The organism is Brucella pituitosa (genome assembly GCF_003049685.1).
Lineage (GTDB): Bacteria > Pseudomonadota > Alphaproteobacteria > Rhizobiales > Rhizobiaceae > Brucella > Brucella pituitosa.
Map to the genome: position 1 here is coordinate 43,705 of NZ_PYSY02000002.1, position 14,563 is coordinate 58,267.

Below are 14,563 nucleotides of genomic sequence, written 5' to 3' on the forward strand. Positions count from 1 at the left end.
AATTGCAGTTTGTCAAGGCTGTTTTAGTAATTTATGGAAAAGGCATGACGAAGCGGGAGCGATGCTCGACCGTTTCAAGGCGAGTTTGTTTGTGTATAGATAGGCGGAAATTTGCTCTTAGGTCAGGGCGTGGCAATGAAAGAACCAGTGGATTTGACAAAAGAAAAGCAACCGAAATCGCCGGAAGATTCAGCAGATTTGAGCGGCGAAAACTCTGGTCGTGGCGACGCGCTTATGGTGCGGTCTGTGGAAAAGGCTTTTCGCGTTCTGGGCGCCTTCAACTCAGATCAGTCGACGTTGAGCCTCTCCCAGATTGTTAGCCTGACCGACCTCGATATGAGTGCGGCGCAACGTTTTACGCATACGCTGATGAAGCTAGATTCCTCGCGAAAGACCCAGTCACGCGCCAGTTCGAGTTGACGGCAAAGACGCTGGATTTGGGCTTTCACTATGTTCGGGCAAACAAACTGATTGATCGGGCGATGCCCTATTTGCAGCATCTGAGCAAGGAAACTGAAGAGACGATCAATCTTACAGTGCCCGATGGCACCGAGATTGTATTCGTTTCGCGTTTTCTGAGCCGTCATGTGCTCAATACTGATGTTATCATCGGCACGCGAATGCCTGCCTATTGCACAGCTCCGGGATTGGCGATGCTCTCGCGCTTGCCTGAAGACGAAGCGCAGGCGATTCTCGATCAGACCCATTTCCGTAGCTTCAACGCCAATACGATCATCGATCCGAAAGCTATCATGGATGATATTCGTCGCTTTCGCGAAGATGGTTATGCCACGGCTTTCGAGCAGGTTTATCACGGCGATGGTTCGATTGCTTCGGCGATTACCGGACCGAACGGGCGGCCCATTGCTGCAATCAACATTGCTGCATCTCTTGCACGCTATTCGCGCGAGGATATCGTCTCGCGTTTCAGTCCCTACGTAATTGCAGCCTCAAGGACGATCTCCAAAGCCTGAGGCCACCGCGCGCCGATACTGTCGTCACAACAGACGATATCCCACTCTGTCGCAGTTTTTAAAAACACCGTTGACAGAATTGTTGCCATGCGAAATGTTTGTATAAAAATAACAAATATTGCATTGCAATAGTTAATGGGAAGTCTGATGAACGCCACGCCTCCAAAAGGGCAGCTTGTTGCCGCGGTCGCGCCGAAGGGCAGGCCCCTGACTTTTACTTTTGACGGAGTTGAATTTCAGGGATTTGAGGGGCAGTCGGTTCTTGCGGCACTTCTGCAGAGCGGCCATGTGCTGCGCTATTCGGAATTCGACGGAATGCCGCGCGCGGGATTCTGCCTTATGGCTGCATGTCAGGATTGCTGGGTCTGGACATCCGAGGGCAAACGTCTGCGTTCATGCTCAACCCTATTACATCAGAACATGAGCTTGCTGAGCCGCTTTGATGCCTGGGGCCGGTCATGATCCGTCCTCTCATCATCGGATCGGGTCCTGCTGGTATCAGCGCGGCCCAAACCCTTGTCGATAATTCGAAGCTGATTGAACAACTGACCGGGCAGGTCGTGAAGCCTGTTATGCTCACGGAAGCAGCGTTTCCCGGCGGGCAGGGGCTGCGTCGGCTCAATCCGCAGATGGGTTTTGAGCCTCGAAAATTATACAAAAATGAAGAAGCGAAGTATCGGAACTTCCATGGAAATGCCGACGCGCTGATCGACCAGATTGATTACCGTCCGTTTACGACCGTCTGGTCACTTTATGAAGGTACAGCCTTCATAGAAAGTGCGGGAGAAGTGGATGAGCTACCTTATTCGCACGTCATTATCGCGACTGGTGCAACGGATAAAATCATGCCGGTGAAAGGCTGGACCCTGCCGGGTGTTTATTCGCTTGGAGGATCACAGGTTGCCTTAAAGGATCAGGGCAGTTTTATTGGTCGAAAAGTGGTGTTTGCAGGCAGCTCGCCGCTGCTCCTGTTGGCGGCTTTGCAATACCATCGGCTGGGCGCAAAAAACATTGTGGTACTGGATACGACACCGTTTCGCGCGAAACTGAGTGCCTTGCCAGGGCTGCGACACAGTCTCAAAACGGCGTGGCAAGGTGCGCGCTATATGACTGAGCTGAAGAGCGCGGGAATTCCAATTCACAGTGGCGTCGCACTCGAAGAGGTTCGAGGTAAAACTCACGTTGAAAGCCTTGTCTTCCGTGATCGGAAAGGACGCATTCAGACGCTGGATTGTGATGCAGTTGCTCTGGGATATGGGCTCCGTGCCGAGACCCAGCTTGCGGAGCTTGCCGGTTGCCGATTTGAATTTGATAGTGATTTTCGTCAGTGGCTACCAGTGACTGATACGGATGGTCGCGGCGCCAAAGGCATTTACCTGGCAGGCGATGGTGCTTCGATCGGTGGAGCCGATTGCGCAATTCAGAGCGGAAAGCTGGCAGCCCTTGCGATGCATGAAGACATTGCCACCGAGGCAAGCGTGATGATGCCGCAAGCTGAAAGGGCGGGATTGCAGATAGAAAAACGGCAGACCCGAGGTGCCGTTCATCAGTACCGAGCATTTCAGCGCAATCTCGCCAGGATATTTCGCTGGCCCGTCGATAATGTGTCTTCAATCAGCGACGATACTATTGTTTGTCGCTGCGAAGGCGTTTCAGCTGGCGAAATCAGGCAGAGCATAGCCAAAGAAGTCGGTCCTGTTGAAGTGAATCGTGTGAAGGCAATTACCCGCTGTGGCATGGGGCGTTGTCAGGGACGCTTCTGCGGTCTGGCACTCGCGGAAATTACATCGCAGGCAAGTGGTCGTTCGATTGAGGATGTCGGTCGGCTGCGTGCGCAGGCACCGGTCAAGCCACTGAATGTTGGCGCTGCGCGGGTCGTTTCATCATGACATCGACAAGAGAAACACAAACGCTTGTCATTGGCGGTGGTTTGAATGGGGCATTCACAGCCCTTTTTTCTGGCGCGGGCCGGACATCGTGTGACGGTTCTCGAACAGGGATATGTTGGCGCACAGTCGAGTGGCGCCAATTTCGGCAATCTGCGTTTGCAAGGGCGAGATGTCCGGCAATATCCCCTGTCCATGCGTTCGCAGGAATTATGGGAGCAACTCGATCAGCTCATCGGTGATACATGCGAATATGATCGTTCCGGACATATCTATCTTGCCTGTAATGATGATGAAGTGGCCAAGCTTGAAGCTTATGCAAAAAACTTCACGTCAGTTTGGTCTGCAGATCGAGGATTTGGATGGCGCAGAGATACGCAGACGTTATCCTTATCTGAGTGACAAGATCGTAGCGGGAACTTATTCAGCCCGCGATGCGACAGCTAATCCTCGCCTTGCTACGCCAGCAGTTATGCGCGCTGCGACGGCACATGGAGCGGAGCTCATTGAAAGCTGTGAAGTCTTAAGCGCTACGACAGTGCATAATGGTTTTGTTGTTGAAACACGGTCGCATGGCACATTTAAATCAGATCAGCTTGTCAATGCCGCCGGTGCGTGGGTGGAGCATTTGCGCAGCAATTTGGTGAGGAAACACCGCTTTTTTCTGCCGGGCCTCCGCAATTTGTAACCGAGCCTTTGCCTTACTTTATCCGCCCCTCCGTGCAAGCGGTGGCGGGTAATGTAATCTTCCGCCAAATCCCGCGCGGCAATGTCATTGTAGCGGGCTATCCGCGCACGGCCAGCGACCTCAAAAACCAACGTACTGTGGTGCCCCCGCTGAAAACCATAGCAGGAATGCGGAGCCTTGCCGAAGTTGCACCTGTGCTGGGTGATGCGCAGGTCATTCGGGTATGGTCAGGGATGGAGGGGTATCTGCCAGACATGATCCCGATCATTGGCCCAAGCACTACAACGCAAGGGCTGTTTCATGCCTTTGGCTGTTGTGGGCATGGGTTCCAGATTGCGCCGGGTGTGGGTGCAGTTCTGGCTGAGATGATCCTGCATGGAAGCTCAAAGACGCCCGTTGAAGATTTCTCTATTCATCGCTTTCGTGATGCAGTTGTAGCTCACGATAAAATCAAAAAAAAGAGTTCGATTGACATGCTGTATTGCGCCGATAGCAGAGTTCTCTCGTATCGGCGCATCGCAATTGCGATCGCTCAGGAAAGTGCCAGAAGCGCGTCGGCTGCGTCACCATCTATGATGAGGCCGTTGATAATGCCGCTTTTTAACAGCGCTTTTGCTGCGGCTGCTTTTTTCCTGACCAGCGATAAGCAATACAACTTGAACTTTCTGCAACTCTTCAAAACCCAACGCTATGGTGCGCTGGTTCATTTCGTGATCGACCTGACGGCCTTCCTTGTCAAAGAAGATGCCGTTGGTGTCACCAATCGCACCGGCAGCGCGCAGGCTCTCGAGTTCTGATTTGCTCAACATGTTCTGACGGCGCAACAATGAATCTTCGGTGAGTTCACCTGCGCTGATGAAGCACACAGACACGGTGCGCGCGATTTCCATCGCGCGTGCGACCGAGCGTTGGGAGATCAGCACTTTTCGATCTTCCGCAGAATCGGCGATGAACGGAACAGGCAGGAAAAGCCCTGCCCACCCGTACGACGGGCCAACATGTGCACAACCTCAAAGGGATTATAGGCGGAGTTTGCCGTCAAAGATCCCATGACTGAAATGAACCGGGCTTGCGGCGCACGTACACCTGCAAGTTGCAATGTCATCTGCTCAATGGTTCGCCCCCAGCCTGTACCTACTGTGGCTTCCTGATTGTCAGCCAGGAAATTTTTGAGGTAAGTTGCAGCGGCCACACCAACGGCTCTGAACGAAACCTGCTTGCGGATTTCCGATGCTGTATCGTCAGCCGTATCGAAGCCAAACGGCGGCGTTGAAACACAAAAATTCAACCCAAATCGCCGCATCAGCTCGTTTTCGACGGGCAATGTGCCTGCATTCTGATGATCGATTGAAATGCTGACGAGGCCACTTTCACGGGCTTCACCGAGGATTTTGTTCACGCGTGCACGCGTCAATCCCAGTCTGGAGGCAGTCGCCTCCTGGTTGAACCCGCCAACATAGTAGAGCCAGGCCACGCGCACCATCAAGCCGTCTTCAGATTCACTCATTGGTCCCTCGCTCAAATAGTAGCCTCTAAATTACAAATGTATTTCTATTTGACATTTGTAATTTGTCGACGCTTAATATCAATTATTCCGACGGACAAGAGCGCGAAAGCGCGACCGGGTCAATTGGAATGCGGGGCTGAAGTAATAGCGGAATGAGGACGTCTTTCTCTGGAGGAGCAGAGTCTGACGACCGCGTTGCGACAGTTTCGTAGGAGCAGCGGTGGGTTAACGCGAAGCACGCGTAGCTATCGCTGAAAGCGTCTGGGACGGATGTTGCATCAAACTTGATGTCATCACCGACCCCCGGTGCTGAAGTTTAACAATTTGAAGCCAGACAGTGGAGCCAACCACGTCGCTTCTGGGAGGAATAAAATGGGATCGGGATTTTTCAAGAAATCTGTCGCTGTCGCAGCTTTGGCAGTGCTGATGGGCACTGCGAGCGCGTCAGCCACGAATGTTGCCTGGGTTCATTCCAATGCTGCTGCGCAGTCTGAACAGCGTGCGAAGGCGGGCTTTGATGCATGGCTCAAGGAAACCGCCAAGGACTGGAAGATCAGTGTTCTTGACAGCGGCGGCTCTGGCGAGCGCACGGCTTCCAATATTCAGGATGCTGCGTCGCGTGGCGTGGATGCGATTATCGTCAGCATGTCGGACCTGCGGGCATCGCGTGCGGCTATTGATGCTGCTGTTGCCGCTAAAATCCCGGTTTTTGCAATCGATAGCGGTCAGGTAGATGGTGTGCTTGTCGATGTGACAACCAACAACTGGGCCATGTCCGCCTCAGTGTCTCCTTATCTGCTCAACGAAATGGGCGGAAAAGGCAACCTTATTTTCCTGCGTATGGCGGAGCATCACGGCACCCGCAAACGCGGTGACGTCATGGCGACCGTGCTGAAGGAATATCCTGAAGTGAAGGTCATTGCCGAACACAATATCGACTATACGGCCTTCTTCGAAGATACCACCAGCACCATGCAGGACTATGCTTCGCGCTTTGGTGAAGAGATCAACGCCGTATGGGCGCCATGGGATGAACCGGCACAGGCGGCTATCAATGCGCTCAACGCTGCTGGCCTGAAGAACGTGAAAGTCATCGGTATTGACGGCCATCCGCAGGCCATCGAGGAAGTCTGCAAGCCAGACAGCCTGATGATCGCAACAGTTTCTCAGCCCTTTGAAAAAATGGGCGCGCAGACTGGCGAATGGATCGAAAGCATTGTGGTCAAGAAGGAAGATGCCGCAACCGTCATTCCTTCCAAGACCGTTTATCTCGATGCGCCGCTGGTAACAAAGCAGAACTGCAAGGATTTCCTCCCGAAGAAATAGGCACCCATGCCTGCAACTGGCCGGGGCGTGTTCGTTCCGCGTTCCGGCCTCTTTTTCGTAAACTTGCAATTTAATCCACGGGAGCTCTTCGATGGCCGTGAGCCTTTCGCAGATCGTCATGTCCTATCCCGGCACGCTGGCCCTTGATCAGGTCAGCGCTGAATTCCGGTTTGATGAGGTGCATGGCCTGATCGGAGAAAATGGCGCCGGGAAGACCACGTTGGTCAGCATCCTTGGCGGCAGCAAAAGCCCGACTTCTGGCAATATCACCATAGACGGAACAGAGGTGAAGCTGAGCAGTGCCGGTGACGCTCTGCGCAAGGGGATTGCCCACGTCTCTCAGGAAGGCAGCCTTGTTCCCGGCTTGACTGCTGCACAGAACATTCTGCTTGGCGATGAGCCGCGAATGGGGCTTGGTGTCATCGACAAGAAAAAAACTTGTCGCCCGCGCGGAAGAGCTTCTCAATCGCTGGTTTCCGCAAGTTTCCATCGACCTCAATGAGCAGGTCGACATGCTGCCGATGGCAGATCAGAAAATCATCGAAATTATCCGCGCTCTGCGCGGCAATGTGCGGCTGCTTATTCTCGATGAACCGACGGCAACATTACCCGCTCGCGAAAAAGAGAGCCTTTGGGAAATCATCAAAACCTTGCCACAACAAGGCGTTGGCATCGTTCTCATCAGCCACTTCTTGTCCGAAATTAAAGCGCTGAGCGATCGTATTACCGTTCTGCGGGATGGCCGACATATTGTGACGCTTCAGGCTGAAGATTCGAGCGAAGCGCAATTGATCGACCTGATGCTTCAGCGTTCTGGCGGCAAGGATGCGGCCGAACAGGATGTTCCGCACACGCGCAATCTCGGGTCTGTGGTTCTGGAGGTCAGCGACTGGCAGGCCGGCGGCGTTAACGCCGATCATTTCGTCATCCGCGCGGGCGAGATCGTCGGACTTATCGGTCTGACGGGGGCCGGGCATTTTGGTTTCGCCCGGTCACTCTATGCTGCAAGCGGCGTGATTTCTGGGACGTGTCGCTTTCAAGGCGAGGTAGTCAGCAAAGTCGATGCCCGAACCATGCAGAAGAAGGGAGTGGCGCTTGTCCCTGACCATCGCATGGAGAACTCTCTCATCGGTGATTGGGACGTGCGCGAAAATCTTGCAATGGTGCATCCATCGCATGCGACTTTTGGTGGCACAGGCATATTGTCCATGCGCCGCGAAGCAAGTGAAGCCGACCGCACAATGCAGCTTATGAACGTCAAGGCGCATTCACGCAGCCAGTTCGTGAAAGATCTGAGTGGCGGCAACAAGCAGAAAGTCTCGATTGGTAAATGGCTTTATGGTGCTGACGATCATTATCGCCTGATGATCTTCATCGAGCCCACAGAAGGTGTCGATATCGGTGCCAAGCGTGAAATCCATGCGCAGATGCGCAGGCTCGCTGAAAAGGGCGTCGCTATCCTCGTTACATCGTCTGATCTTCTGGAAATCGCAGACGTGGCAGACCGCGTCATCCCCTTCGTGAATGGCGGCCCCGGGCCTCAGATTGAGCGCGGCACATTTTCCGAAGCGAAATTTATTGCCGCAATGGCAGGAGTTACCCCATGAATGCCCGATCTTCAGCGGTTTCACCGCAATCATCCCGCCATGCCCAGAGCTTCGGTAAAAAGCTTAAAGGCGAATGGCTGCTCAAATACAGTACGCTCTTCGTGCTGTTTCTTTTGTTTGCTGGATTTTCGCTGACTGTTGACCGCTTTCTGACTGCAAACAATCTTCTCAATATCATCCAGCAGATTTCCATGCTGACGATTGTTGGAGCCGGACTGACTTTTGGCTTTGCGGCGCGTGAAATGGACTTATCGGTCGGCTACATGGTCGGCATGGCAGGTATTCTGGTGCCCCTCATGCTGGTTGCGGGGTTTCCTTTACCCGTGGCTTTGCTTGCGGGTCTTGCTGCCGGTCTGGTGGTGGGGTCCATCAATGCAATTCTGGTCACATTTGTCGGCGTGCCCTCGCTGATTGCGACACTGGCCATAGGCTCTATCCTTTACGGCATCAACTTTCTGATGACCGGTGGGCGGGCAATCTATGGTGGTCTTCCGGCGAATTATCTCTGGCTCGGTCAGGGCCAGCTGTTCGGAATTCCGGTGCTCGCTTATGCCATGGTGATCGTCGTTCTCTTTGCCTGGTTCCTGATGGAACGCACCGTGTTCGGTCGATACATCTATGCCGTGGGCGGTAATCTCAAAGCCGCAGAGCTTTCCGGCGTGAATGGTCGCTTCTATCGCGCTGCCGCTCTTGTTGTCTGCTCGATTTTTGCAGCGGTAGCGGGTGCGCTTCTTGCAGCACGCCTTGGCTCAGGGCAGCCAAATGCGGGCGAACGCTATCTGCTTGACGGACTTGCCACGGTGTTCATCGGCATGACGATGTTCCGTCCGGGCACAGCCACGATTGCGGGCACATTCTTCGGCGCACTCTTTATCGGTGTCATCAATAACGGCCTCAACCTTATCGGCATGGACACATACATCCAGAGCATCGTGAAGGGCCTTATCATTCTCGTAGCGGTCGCGGTCGTTTCGCGTACCACCAAACTGAAGCTCCTTTGAGAGCACACGTGAGGCATTGAACTAAACATCATGAAACAAATGCAACAGACAAGTCTGTCGGAGGCGCACGTGCAAAATCCGAGTAACTCTAATCTTCTCGAACTCTACCGGACGATGCGGCGCATCCGCACCTTTGAAGAACGCGTGGGCGAATTGTTCGTGCGCGGTCAGACGGCAGGTTCGATGCTCCATCTCTCGATTGGCGAAGAGGCAGCTGCTGCCGGTGTTTGCGCGGCAATGCAACCACAGGACACGTTCACGACGCATCATCGCGGCCATGGTATCTTTCTGGCGCGCGGCGCTGATCCCAAGCAGATGATGGCTGAAATCGGCGGTAAGGAAACCGGCTATTGCCACGGCAAGGGTGGCTCCATGCATATAGCCGATATGGCGCTTGGGCATCTTGGTGCCAATGCGATTGTCGGCGGCGGCATTCCTTCGGTCGTTGGCGCGGGTCTTTCCAGCAAATATCTCAAGAAGAACTCCGTTTCGCTCGCATTTTTCGGCGACGGCGCAATGCAGCAGGGTATTCTTTACGAGAGCATGAATATGGCGGCTCTCTGGGGTCTGCCAGTGGTGTTTGTCTGCATCAACAATCAGTATGGCATGGGAACGCGCGTCGATCAGGCAACGGCCAATACGGCATTTGATCAGCGTGCCCATGCATTCGGCCTTAATGGTGCGATTGTCGATGGTATCGATGTGGAAGAAGTGAAAGCCACGGCGCAAGGTCTGATTGACGATGCCCGCCTTGGCAAACCTGGCTTCCTGTCCGTCACCTGCTATCGCTTCTTTGGCCACGCCCGCATGGACAAGAGCCCGTATCGTGCGGAAGCGGAAGAGGCCGAAGGTCGCAAGAAAGACCCGGTGAAATTTACACGCGACCGGCTGGTTTCCGAAGGTTTGGCCGAGGAAACAGCACTGGACGCGATGGACAGCGGCATCACTGCCGAAATGGACGCGACTATTGATTTCACAGTCGAGTCCAAGGCGCCGCCACTCACGTCAATGTTCAAGGATGTCTATGCGGTGGGAGAACCAGAGCCGGAGCCCGTCCGCACCCGTATCGACCGCGTACTTTCCAGGGATGAAGCATAATGGTTGCCATGACTTACCGCGATGCGCTGCGTAAAGCGCTGGATGATGCCATGGCTGAAGACAACACCATTGTCGTCATTGGCGAAGAAGTGGGCCGCTATGGCGGCGCTTATGGCGTGACGAAAGACCTGATCGGTAAATATGGCGCTGATCGACTTATCGACACACCAATTTCCGAGCCTGCGATTATCGGTGCCGCTGTTGGGGCTGCGATGACCGGTCTACGCCCTGTTGCAGAGCTGATGTATATCGATTTTCTTGGCATGACGATGGACCAGCTTGCCAATCAGGCTGCCAAAATCCGCTATATGTTCGGTGGACAGATTGGTGTGCCGATGGTGCTTCGCACGCAGGGCGGCACCGGTCGTTCGGCGGGTGCACAGCATTCGCAAAGCCTTGAAGCATGGATCATGCACACGCCTGGCTTGCGGCTTGCCATGCCTGCTACAGTCCAAGATGCTTATCATTTGTTGCGCCAAAGCCTGACGAAGCCGGATCCGGTCGTCTTTATCGAGCACAAGGCGCTCTATACCCGCAAGGAAGAAGTCGATCTGGATGCGGAACCGCTTGAGTGGGGTAAGGCCGCAGTACGCCGTACGGGCAAGGATCTGGTTATCGTGACCTATTCGCGCCAGCTTCACTATGCGCTGGAAGCTGCCGACAAGCTATCTGCCAAGGGTATTGAAGCGACGGTCATTGATCTTCGCACGCTCAACCCGTTTGATTTTGACACTGTACGCGAACATGTCGAGCGCGTCGGCAAAGCCATGGTTGTTTCCGAAGGCGTGATGACAGCCGGCGTTGCAGCCGAACTTTCGGCCCGTATTACAGAAGAATGCTTCGATTATCTTGAACAGCCTGTCGTTCGCGTTGCCGGTGAAGATATTCCGATTTCGGTTTCGCAGGATCTTGAAGCTGGCAGTGTGCCGACAGTGGATCTTATCCGGTCGGTCGCAGAGAGAATGCTGTCATGACAGAACGTATTCTGAAAATGCCGCGTCTCGGCGAGACGATGGAAGAGGGCAAGATTGTCGGCTTCCTCGTCAATCCCGGCGACAGTTTCAAGCGCGGTGATTCAATCATCGAGATTGAGACCGACAAGACGGTTGCCGAGTTTCCCGCACTTGGCGACGGCACGCTCAATGAATGGATCGGATCGATTGGGGATCATGTCGTTGTCGGTGCGCCGCTGGCGCGCATCGAGATCGGCTCTGGTCCCGACTGGACCGAAGAGGCTGGCGAAAGCGCGGCCTCCTCGGTGGAGCCGGCTGCGTCGCACCCCGCGCCCGCAGCCGGCTCACACCATGCACATGTCGTGACCGATCTCAATATGCCCCGCCTTGGTGAGACGATGGAAGAGGGCCGCATCGTCCGCTGGTTGAAAGCTATGGGCGATAGTTTCGAGCGTGGCGAAGCCGTTCTTGAAATTGAAACCGACAAGACGGTTGCAGAATTTCCGGCGCTGGTCAGTGGTAAGCTCGGTGAAATCCTGCGCCATGAAGGCGACATGGTAACTGTTGGCGATGCCATTGCTCGTATTGAAGTGGCGGCGGATTCAATCACGCAAAAGACTGAAGCTGTCTCTCATGCAGAGACAGCGGCTGAAACGGCTCAACAGTCCGCAGTGGTGCGGTCTGCGAGAGCAGTGAGCCAGGAACAGCGCACACGTGCGACGCCGCTTGCACGCAGACTTGCGCGCCAGAAGGGCATCGATATCAACACGCTTTCAGGCTCCGGCCGCAGAGGTCGTGTGGAGAAAGAAGATGTTCTGGCAGCCTCTGGCAATGCGCCAGCAAGTGCTGATGTGAACTTCGTTGACCTTGCAGATGGCCGCGTTGCCTATACCGATATCGGCCCCAAAAACGCACGCGTTATTGTGTTGCTTCATGGCTTTTCGGGTGACCGGACGACTTGGAGCAACGTTGCATCTGGACTGCGCAGGGCAGGCTTCCGTGTGGTCGCGCCCGATCTTCCGGCGCATGGGTTGACGACGATCAATGCTGCGAATGCTGACCAGCTTAGTCAGTTCCTTCCGGCATTCCTTGATGCTCTGTCGATCAAAAAGGCGGACGTCGTCGCGCACTCTCTTGGTGCGGTCGCAGCAACTGTATTTGCCTCTGCTCATACCGCCCGTGTTGCAAGTCTGGCGCTCGTCGCGCCAGCGGGACTTGGCTCTGATATTGATGCCGGGTTTATTTCAGGTATGGCACAGGCAACGACAGTGGGCGAGATAACGCATCTTCTGCGGCGAATTGCAGCAAAGCCTGTCGAACTCTCGCCGGTGTTGGTGGCGGAATTTGCTGCAACTATGGCCAGGGGGCGTCTGAAGGATCTGGCAGAAGCTGTTGTCGGGCCGTCAGGACAGCGAACCGACATTATCGCATCGCTTGAAAAGCTTTCACGTTCCATGTCCGTCCGGGTTCTGGTCGGATTGCAGGATAGCATCATTCCTTGGCAGCAGGTGACCTCGTTGCCGCCGTCAATCGGCGTTCATTTCCTCGCGCAGTCGGGTCATATGCCGCAATGGGATCAGGCGAAGGACGTGACCGATCTGGTTTTAAACTTTGCTGGAGGCACGAATGACTGATGTGAAGCTGCGTCTGAAAGAAGCCCAGTCACGACTGGGTGCTTTTGCCAAAGCAACGCCGGAACTCATGTCCGGCTTTGCCAGGGTCAGCAAATCTGCAACGGCTGCGGGTGCATTTTCTTCTGCGCAAAGAGAGTTGATTGCCGTCAGCATTGCTGTTGCCAAAGGTTGCGAAGATTGCATCCTTTATCACGTGGATGCAGCCATCCGTCATGGTGCGACCGAGAAGGAGCTGATCGAAGTTCTGGAGGTTGCCGTTGAAATGGGTGGTGGTCCGGCTGTGATGTATGCGGCCAAGGCACTAGACGCATTTCGCGGACTAAATTGAACGATTGCACGGTGATGCGCTCCGAGAGCTGGAGGAGCTTTCGGAATGGCATTTGGGAGGATTTGAATGGCCTATTTTCTGACCGCCGATGGAGGAACGGAAAGTATCCGCGCGCGGGTCTATAATCTTTCAGGCACGTGTCTGGCGAGTGCCGCTGTGCCTTATGAAACGAAATTTTCAAGCGGAGCGCGTGCGGAACAGAACCCTGAAGACTGGTGGTCTTCGTTCGTTCAGGCTGCACGCAGAGCCATATCAGAATCTGCGATTGATCCGGCCGCAATCGAAGCTATTACGCTTGCTACGACAAGCTGCACGGTCGTGGCGCTCGATGCGGATGGCAAGCCTCTACGCCCGTCGATCATCTGGATGGATGTGCGTGCGAGCGATGAAGCTGAAGCAGTACTCGCAACCGGTGATGACGCGCTTCTGGCGAATGGCGGTGGGCGCGGCCCCGTGTCAGCAGAATGGATGATCCCCAAGGCGCTGTGGATCGCGCGCAATGAGCCGGAAATCTTCGAGAAGGCAGAAACCATCTGCGAATATCAGGATTTCATGACGCTGCGATTGACAGGAGAGAAGGCGGCAAGTCTCAACAACGTGTCGTTGCGCTGGCATTATTCGACAGATCGCGGCGGGTTTCCAAAGTCTCTACTCGAGAAGCTGGGCCTTGAAGCGCTGTTGCAGAAATGGCCGTCACGGGTGGTTGCCCCCGGTGAAGTGATCGCCAATTTGAGTGCAAACGCTGCATCCGAACTGGGACTCTCACAGAAGGTGAAAGTCGTGCAGGGTGGTGCTGATGCGCTGATTGGCATGATTGGCCTTGGGGTTGCCAAGCCGGGGCAGCTTGCCTTGATAACTGGCTCATCTCACTTGCAGTTCGGTGTTTCAGATAAGCCCCTCCATGCGCCCGGTATATGGGGCAGTTATCCGGATATGGTCTATCCGAAACGTTATATCATTGAAGGTGGGCAGACATCGACTGGTTCGGTTATTGCCTGGCTTGGCCGCATGATGAACGGCACAATGGATATAGAAGAGCTGAACCGCAAGGCTGCCGCACTTGAGCCGGGCGCGGATGGGCTTCTGGTGCAAGATCATTTTCAGGGCAATCGCACGCCTTATACCGATGCCCTGTCGCGCGGGGCAATTGTTGGCCTGACACTTGCACATGAGCCGCACCATGTTTTCCGTGCCATCATGGAAGGCATCAGTTTCGGTACACGCGCGATCCTCGATGCCATGGCGGAAGCCGGTTATAGTGGTCAGGAAATCACGGTCGGCGGCGGGGCAAGTGCATCACCGCTTTGGCTGCAAATCCACGCCGACACGGCTGGGCTGCCTGTTTGTGTGCCGCAATCACGTGATGCGCCTTCGGTTGGAGCTGCCGTTCTGGCCGCCCATGGCGCTGGACATTTTGCCAGCATTGACGACGGCATCGCCGCCATGGTCAAGCCGGGCACCCGTATCGAGCCACGTCCGCGTGAGACGGCCATCTATAACGAGATTTATCAACAATATCGTGCGCTGTATCCAGCTTTGAAGTCGGTTCGGGGTGCCTGAG

Annotated in this window: 15 protein-coding genes and 2 pseudogenes; 15 read left to right on the top strand and 2 right to left on the bottom strand. The window is 54.7% G+C overall.

Annotation, left to right across the window (positions count from 1 at the left end; all coding sequences use genetic code 11):
- Positions 1 to 135: 135 nt before the first annotated feature.
- The 6 genes and pseudogenes from C9380_RS27475 to C9380_RS27490 all read left to right on the top strand — a co-directional run bounded on the left by C9380_RS27475 (position 136) and on the right by C9380_RS27490 (position 4,345).
- On the top strand, positions 136 to 420 hold the full coding sequence (locus tag C9380_RS27475; protein WP_252869773.1) for a helix-turn-helix domain-containing protein: 285 nt from the start codon (positions 136 to 138) through the stop codon (positions 418 to 420).
- Complete coding sequence (locus tag C9380_RS12510) at positions 417 to 974, top strand: IclR family transcriptional regulator (protein WP_252869774.1); 558 nt, start codon at positions 417 to 419, stop codon at positions 972 to 974. The genes C9380_RS27475 and C9380_RS12510 overlap by 4 nt, the downstream gene beginning before the upstream one ends.
- A gap of 147 nt (positions 975 to 1,121) precedes the next feature.
- Complete coding sequence (locus C9380_RS12515) at positions 1,122 to 1,436, top strand: (2Fe-2S)-binding protein (protein WP_128093674.1); 315 nt, start codon at positions 1,122 to 1,124, stop codon at positions 1,434 to 1,436.
- Entirely contained in the window at positions 1,433 to 2,863 is a 1,431-nt protein-coding gene (locus tag C9380_RS12520) for an FAD/NAD(P)-dependent oxidoreductase (protein WP_128093675.1), read from the top strand. The genes C9380_RS12515 and C9380_RS12520 overlap by 4 nt, the downstream gene beginning before the upstream one ends.
- A 45-nt stretch (positions 2,864 to 2,908) precedes the next feature.
- A pseudogene (locus C9380_RS28510) lies at positions 2,909 to 3,548 on the top strand (NAD(P)/FAD-dependent oxidoreductase).
- Positions 3,476 to 4,345, top strand: a complete 870-nt coding sequence (locus C9380_RS27490; protein ID WP_353954641.1) for an NAD(P)/FAD-dependent oxidoreductase — start codon at positions 3,476 to 3,478, stop codon at positions 4,343 to 4,345. The pseudogene C9380_RS28510 and the gene C9380_RS27490 overlap by 73 nt, the downstream one beginning before the upstream one ends.
- Here the strand turns inward: C9380_RS27490 and C9380_RS27495 are convergent.
- Both C9380_RS27495 and C9380_RS27500 read right to left on the bottom strand, forming a co-directional pair.
- Positions 4,226 to 4,471, bottom strand: a pseudogene (locus C9380_RS27495) (sugar-binding domain-containing protein); the annotation flags it as partial. The gene C9380_RS27490 and the pseudogene C9380_RS27495 overlap by 120 nt on opposite strands.
- Positions 4,465 to 5,055 (bottom strand): sugar-binding domain-containing protein, encoded by a 591-nt coding sequence (locus C9380_RS27500; protein ID WP_252869778.1) that lies wholly within the window; start codon positions 5,053 to 5,055, stop codon positions 4,465 to 4,467. The pseudogene C9380_RS27495 and the gene C9380_RS27500, both read right to left, overlap by 7 nt.
- 372 nt (positions 5,056 to 5,427) lie before the next feature.
- Between C9380_RS27500 and C9380_RS12535 the strand changes: the two genes are divergently transcribed.
- From C9380_RS12535 to C9380_RS12570, 9 genes are all read left to right on the top strand, one after another.
- Positions 5,428 to 6,381, top strand: coding sequence for a sugar ABC transporter substrate-binding protein (locus C9380_RS12535; RefSeq protein WP_024897989.1), 954 nt, complete (start codon positions 5,428 to 5,430; stop codon positions 6,379 to 6,381).
- 91 nt (positions 6,382 to 6,472) lie between these two features.
- Positions 6,473 to 6,883, top strand: coding sequence for an ATP-binding cassette domain-containing protein (locus C9380_RS27505; RefSeq protein WP_252869779.1), 411 nt, complete (start codon positions 6,473 to 6,475; stop codon positions 6,881 to 6,883).
- The gene (locus tag C9380_RS12540) at positions 6,798 to 7,988 is read left to right on the top strand and encodes an ATP-binding cassette domain-containing protein (RefSeq protein ID WP_252869780.1); all 1,191 of its coding nucleotides are present in this window, start codon (positions 6,798 to 6,800) and stop codon (positions 7,986 to 7,988) included. The genes C9380_RS27505 and C9380_RS12540 overlap by 86 nt, the downstream gene beginning before the upstream one ends.
- Positions 7,985 to 8,989 carry an ABC transporter permease gene (locus C9380_RS12545; RefSeq protein WP_024897987.1) on the top strand — a complete coding sequence of 335 codons (1,005 nt, stop codon included), beginning with the start codon at positions 7,985 to 7,987 and terminating at the stop codon, positions 8,987 to 8,989. Before C9380_RS12540 ends, C9380_RS12545 begins: the two co-directional genes overlap by 4 nt.
- 69 nt (positions 8,990 to 9,058) lie before the next feature.
- Positions 9,059 to 10,087 carry a thiamine pyrophosphate-dependent dehydrogenase E1 component subunit alpha gene (locus C9380_RS12550; RefSeq protein ID WP_100557978.1) on the top strand — a complete coding sequence of 343 codons (1,029 nt, stop codon included), beginning with the start codon at positions 9,059 to 9,061 and terminating at the stop codon, positions 10,085 to 10,087.
- Positions 10,087 to 11,061, top strand: a complete 975-nt coding sequence (locus C9380_RS12555; RefSeq protein ID WP_164844654.1) for an alpha-ketoacid dehydrogenase subunit beta — start codon at positions 10,087 to 10,089, stop codon at positions 11,059 to 11,061. Before C9380_RS12550 ends, C9380_RS12555 begins: the two co-directional genes overlap by 1 nt.
- Positions 11,058 to 12,674, top strand: a complete 1,617-nt coding sequence (locus C9380_RS12560) for an acetoin dehydrogenase dihydrolipoyllysine-residue acetyltransferase subunit (RefSeq protein ID WP_128093677.1) — start codon at positions 11,058 to 11,060, stop codon at positions 12,672 to 12,674. The genes C9380_RS12555 and C9380_RS12560 overlap by 4 nt, the downstream gene beginning before the upstream one ends.
- Complete coding sequence (locus C9380_RS12565) at positions 12,667 to 13,002, top strand: carboxymuconolactone decarboxylase family protein (RefSeq protein ID WP_128093678.1); 336 nt, start codon at positions 12,667 to 12,669, stop codon at positions 13,000 to 13,002. Before C9380_RS12560 ends, C9380_RS12565 begins: the two co-directional genes overlap by 8 nt.
- Positions 13,003 to 13,068: 66 nt before the next feature.
- Positions 13,069 to 14,562 (top strand): FGGY-family carbohydrate kinase, encoded by a 1,494-nt coding sequence (locus C9380_RS12570; protein WP_128093679.1) that lies wholly within the window; start codon positions 13,069 to 13,071, stop codon positions 14,560 to 14,562.
- Position 14,563 lies beyond the last annotated feature (1 nt).

Excerpts from the sequence above, each read along its gene's own strand:
- C9380_RS12545 (WP_024897987.1), top strand. The coding sequence starts at position 7,985 with ATGAATGCCCGATCTTCAGCGGTTTCACCGCAATCATCCCGCCATGCC.
- C9380_RS27505 (WP_252869779.1), top strand. The coding sequence starts at position 6,473 with ATGGCCGTGAGCCTTTCGCAGATCGTCATGTCCTATCCCGGCACGCTG.
- C9380_RS12515 (WP_128093674.1), top strand. The coding sequence starts at position 1,122 with ATGAACGCCACGCCTCCAAAAGGGCAGCTTGTTGCCGCGGTCGCGCCG.
- C9380_RS12535 (WP_024897989.1), top strand. The coding sequence starts at position 5,428 with ATGGGATCGGGATTTTTCAAGAAATCTGTCGCTGTCGCAGCTTTGGCA.
- C9380_RS12520 (WP_128093675.1), top strand. The coding sequence starts at position 1,433 with ATGATCCGTCCTCTCATCATCGGATCGGGTCCTGCTGGTATCAGCGCG.
- C9380_RS27500 (WP_252869778.1), bottom strand. The coding sequence starts at position 5,055 with ATGAGTGAATCTGAAGACGGCTTGATGGTGCGCGTGGCCTGGCTCTAC.
- C9380_RS12565 (WP_128093678.1), top strand. The coding sequence starts at position 12,667 with ATGACTGATGTGAAGCTGCGTCTGAAAGAAGCCCAGTCACGACTGGGT.
- C9380_RS12560 (WP_128093677.1), top strand. The coding sequence starts at position 11,058 with ATGACAGAACGTATTCTGAAAATGCCGCGTCTCGGCGAGACGATGGAA.
- C9380_RS27475 (WP_252869773.1), top strand. The coding sequence starts at position 136 with ATGAAAGAACCAGTGGATTTGACAAAAGAAAAGCAACCGAAATCGCCG.
- C9380_RS12570 (WP_128093679.1), top strand. The coding sequence starts at position 13,069 with ATGGCCTATTTTCTGACCGCCGATGGAGGAACGGAAAGTATCCGCGCG.
- C9380_RS12555 (WP_164844654.1), top strand. The coding sequence starts at position 10,087 with ATGGTTGCCATGACTTACCGCGATGCGCTGCGTAAAGCGCTGGATGAT.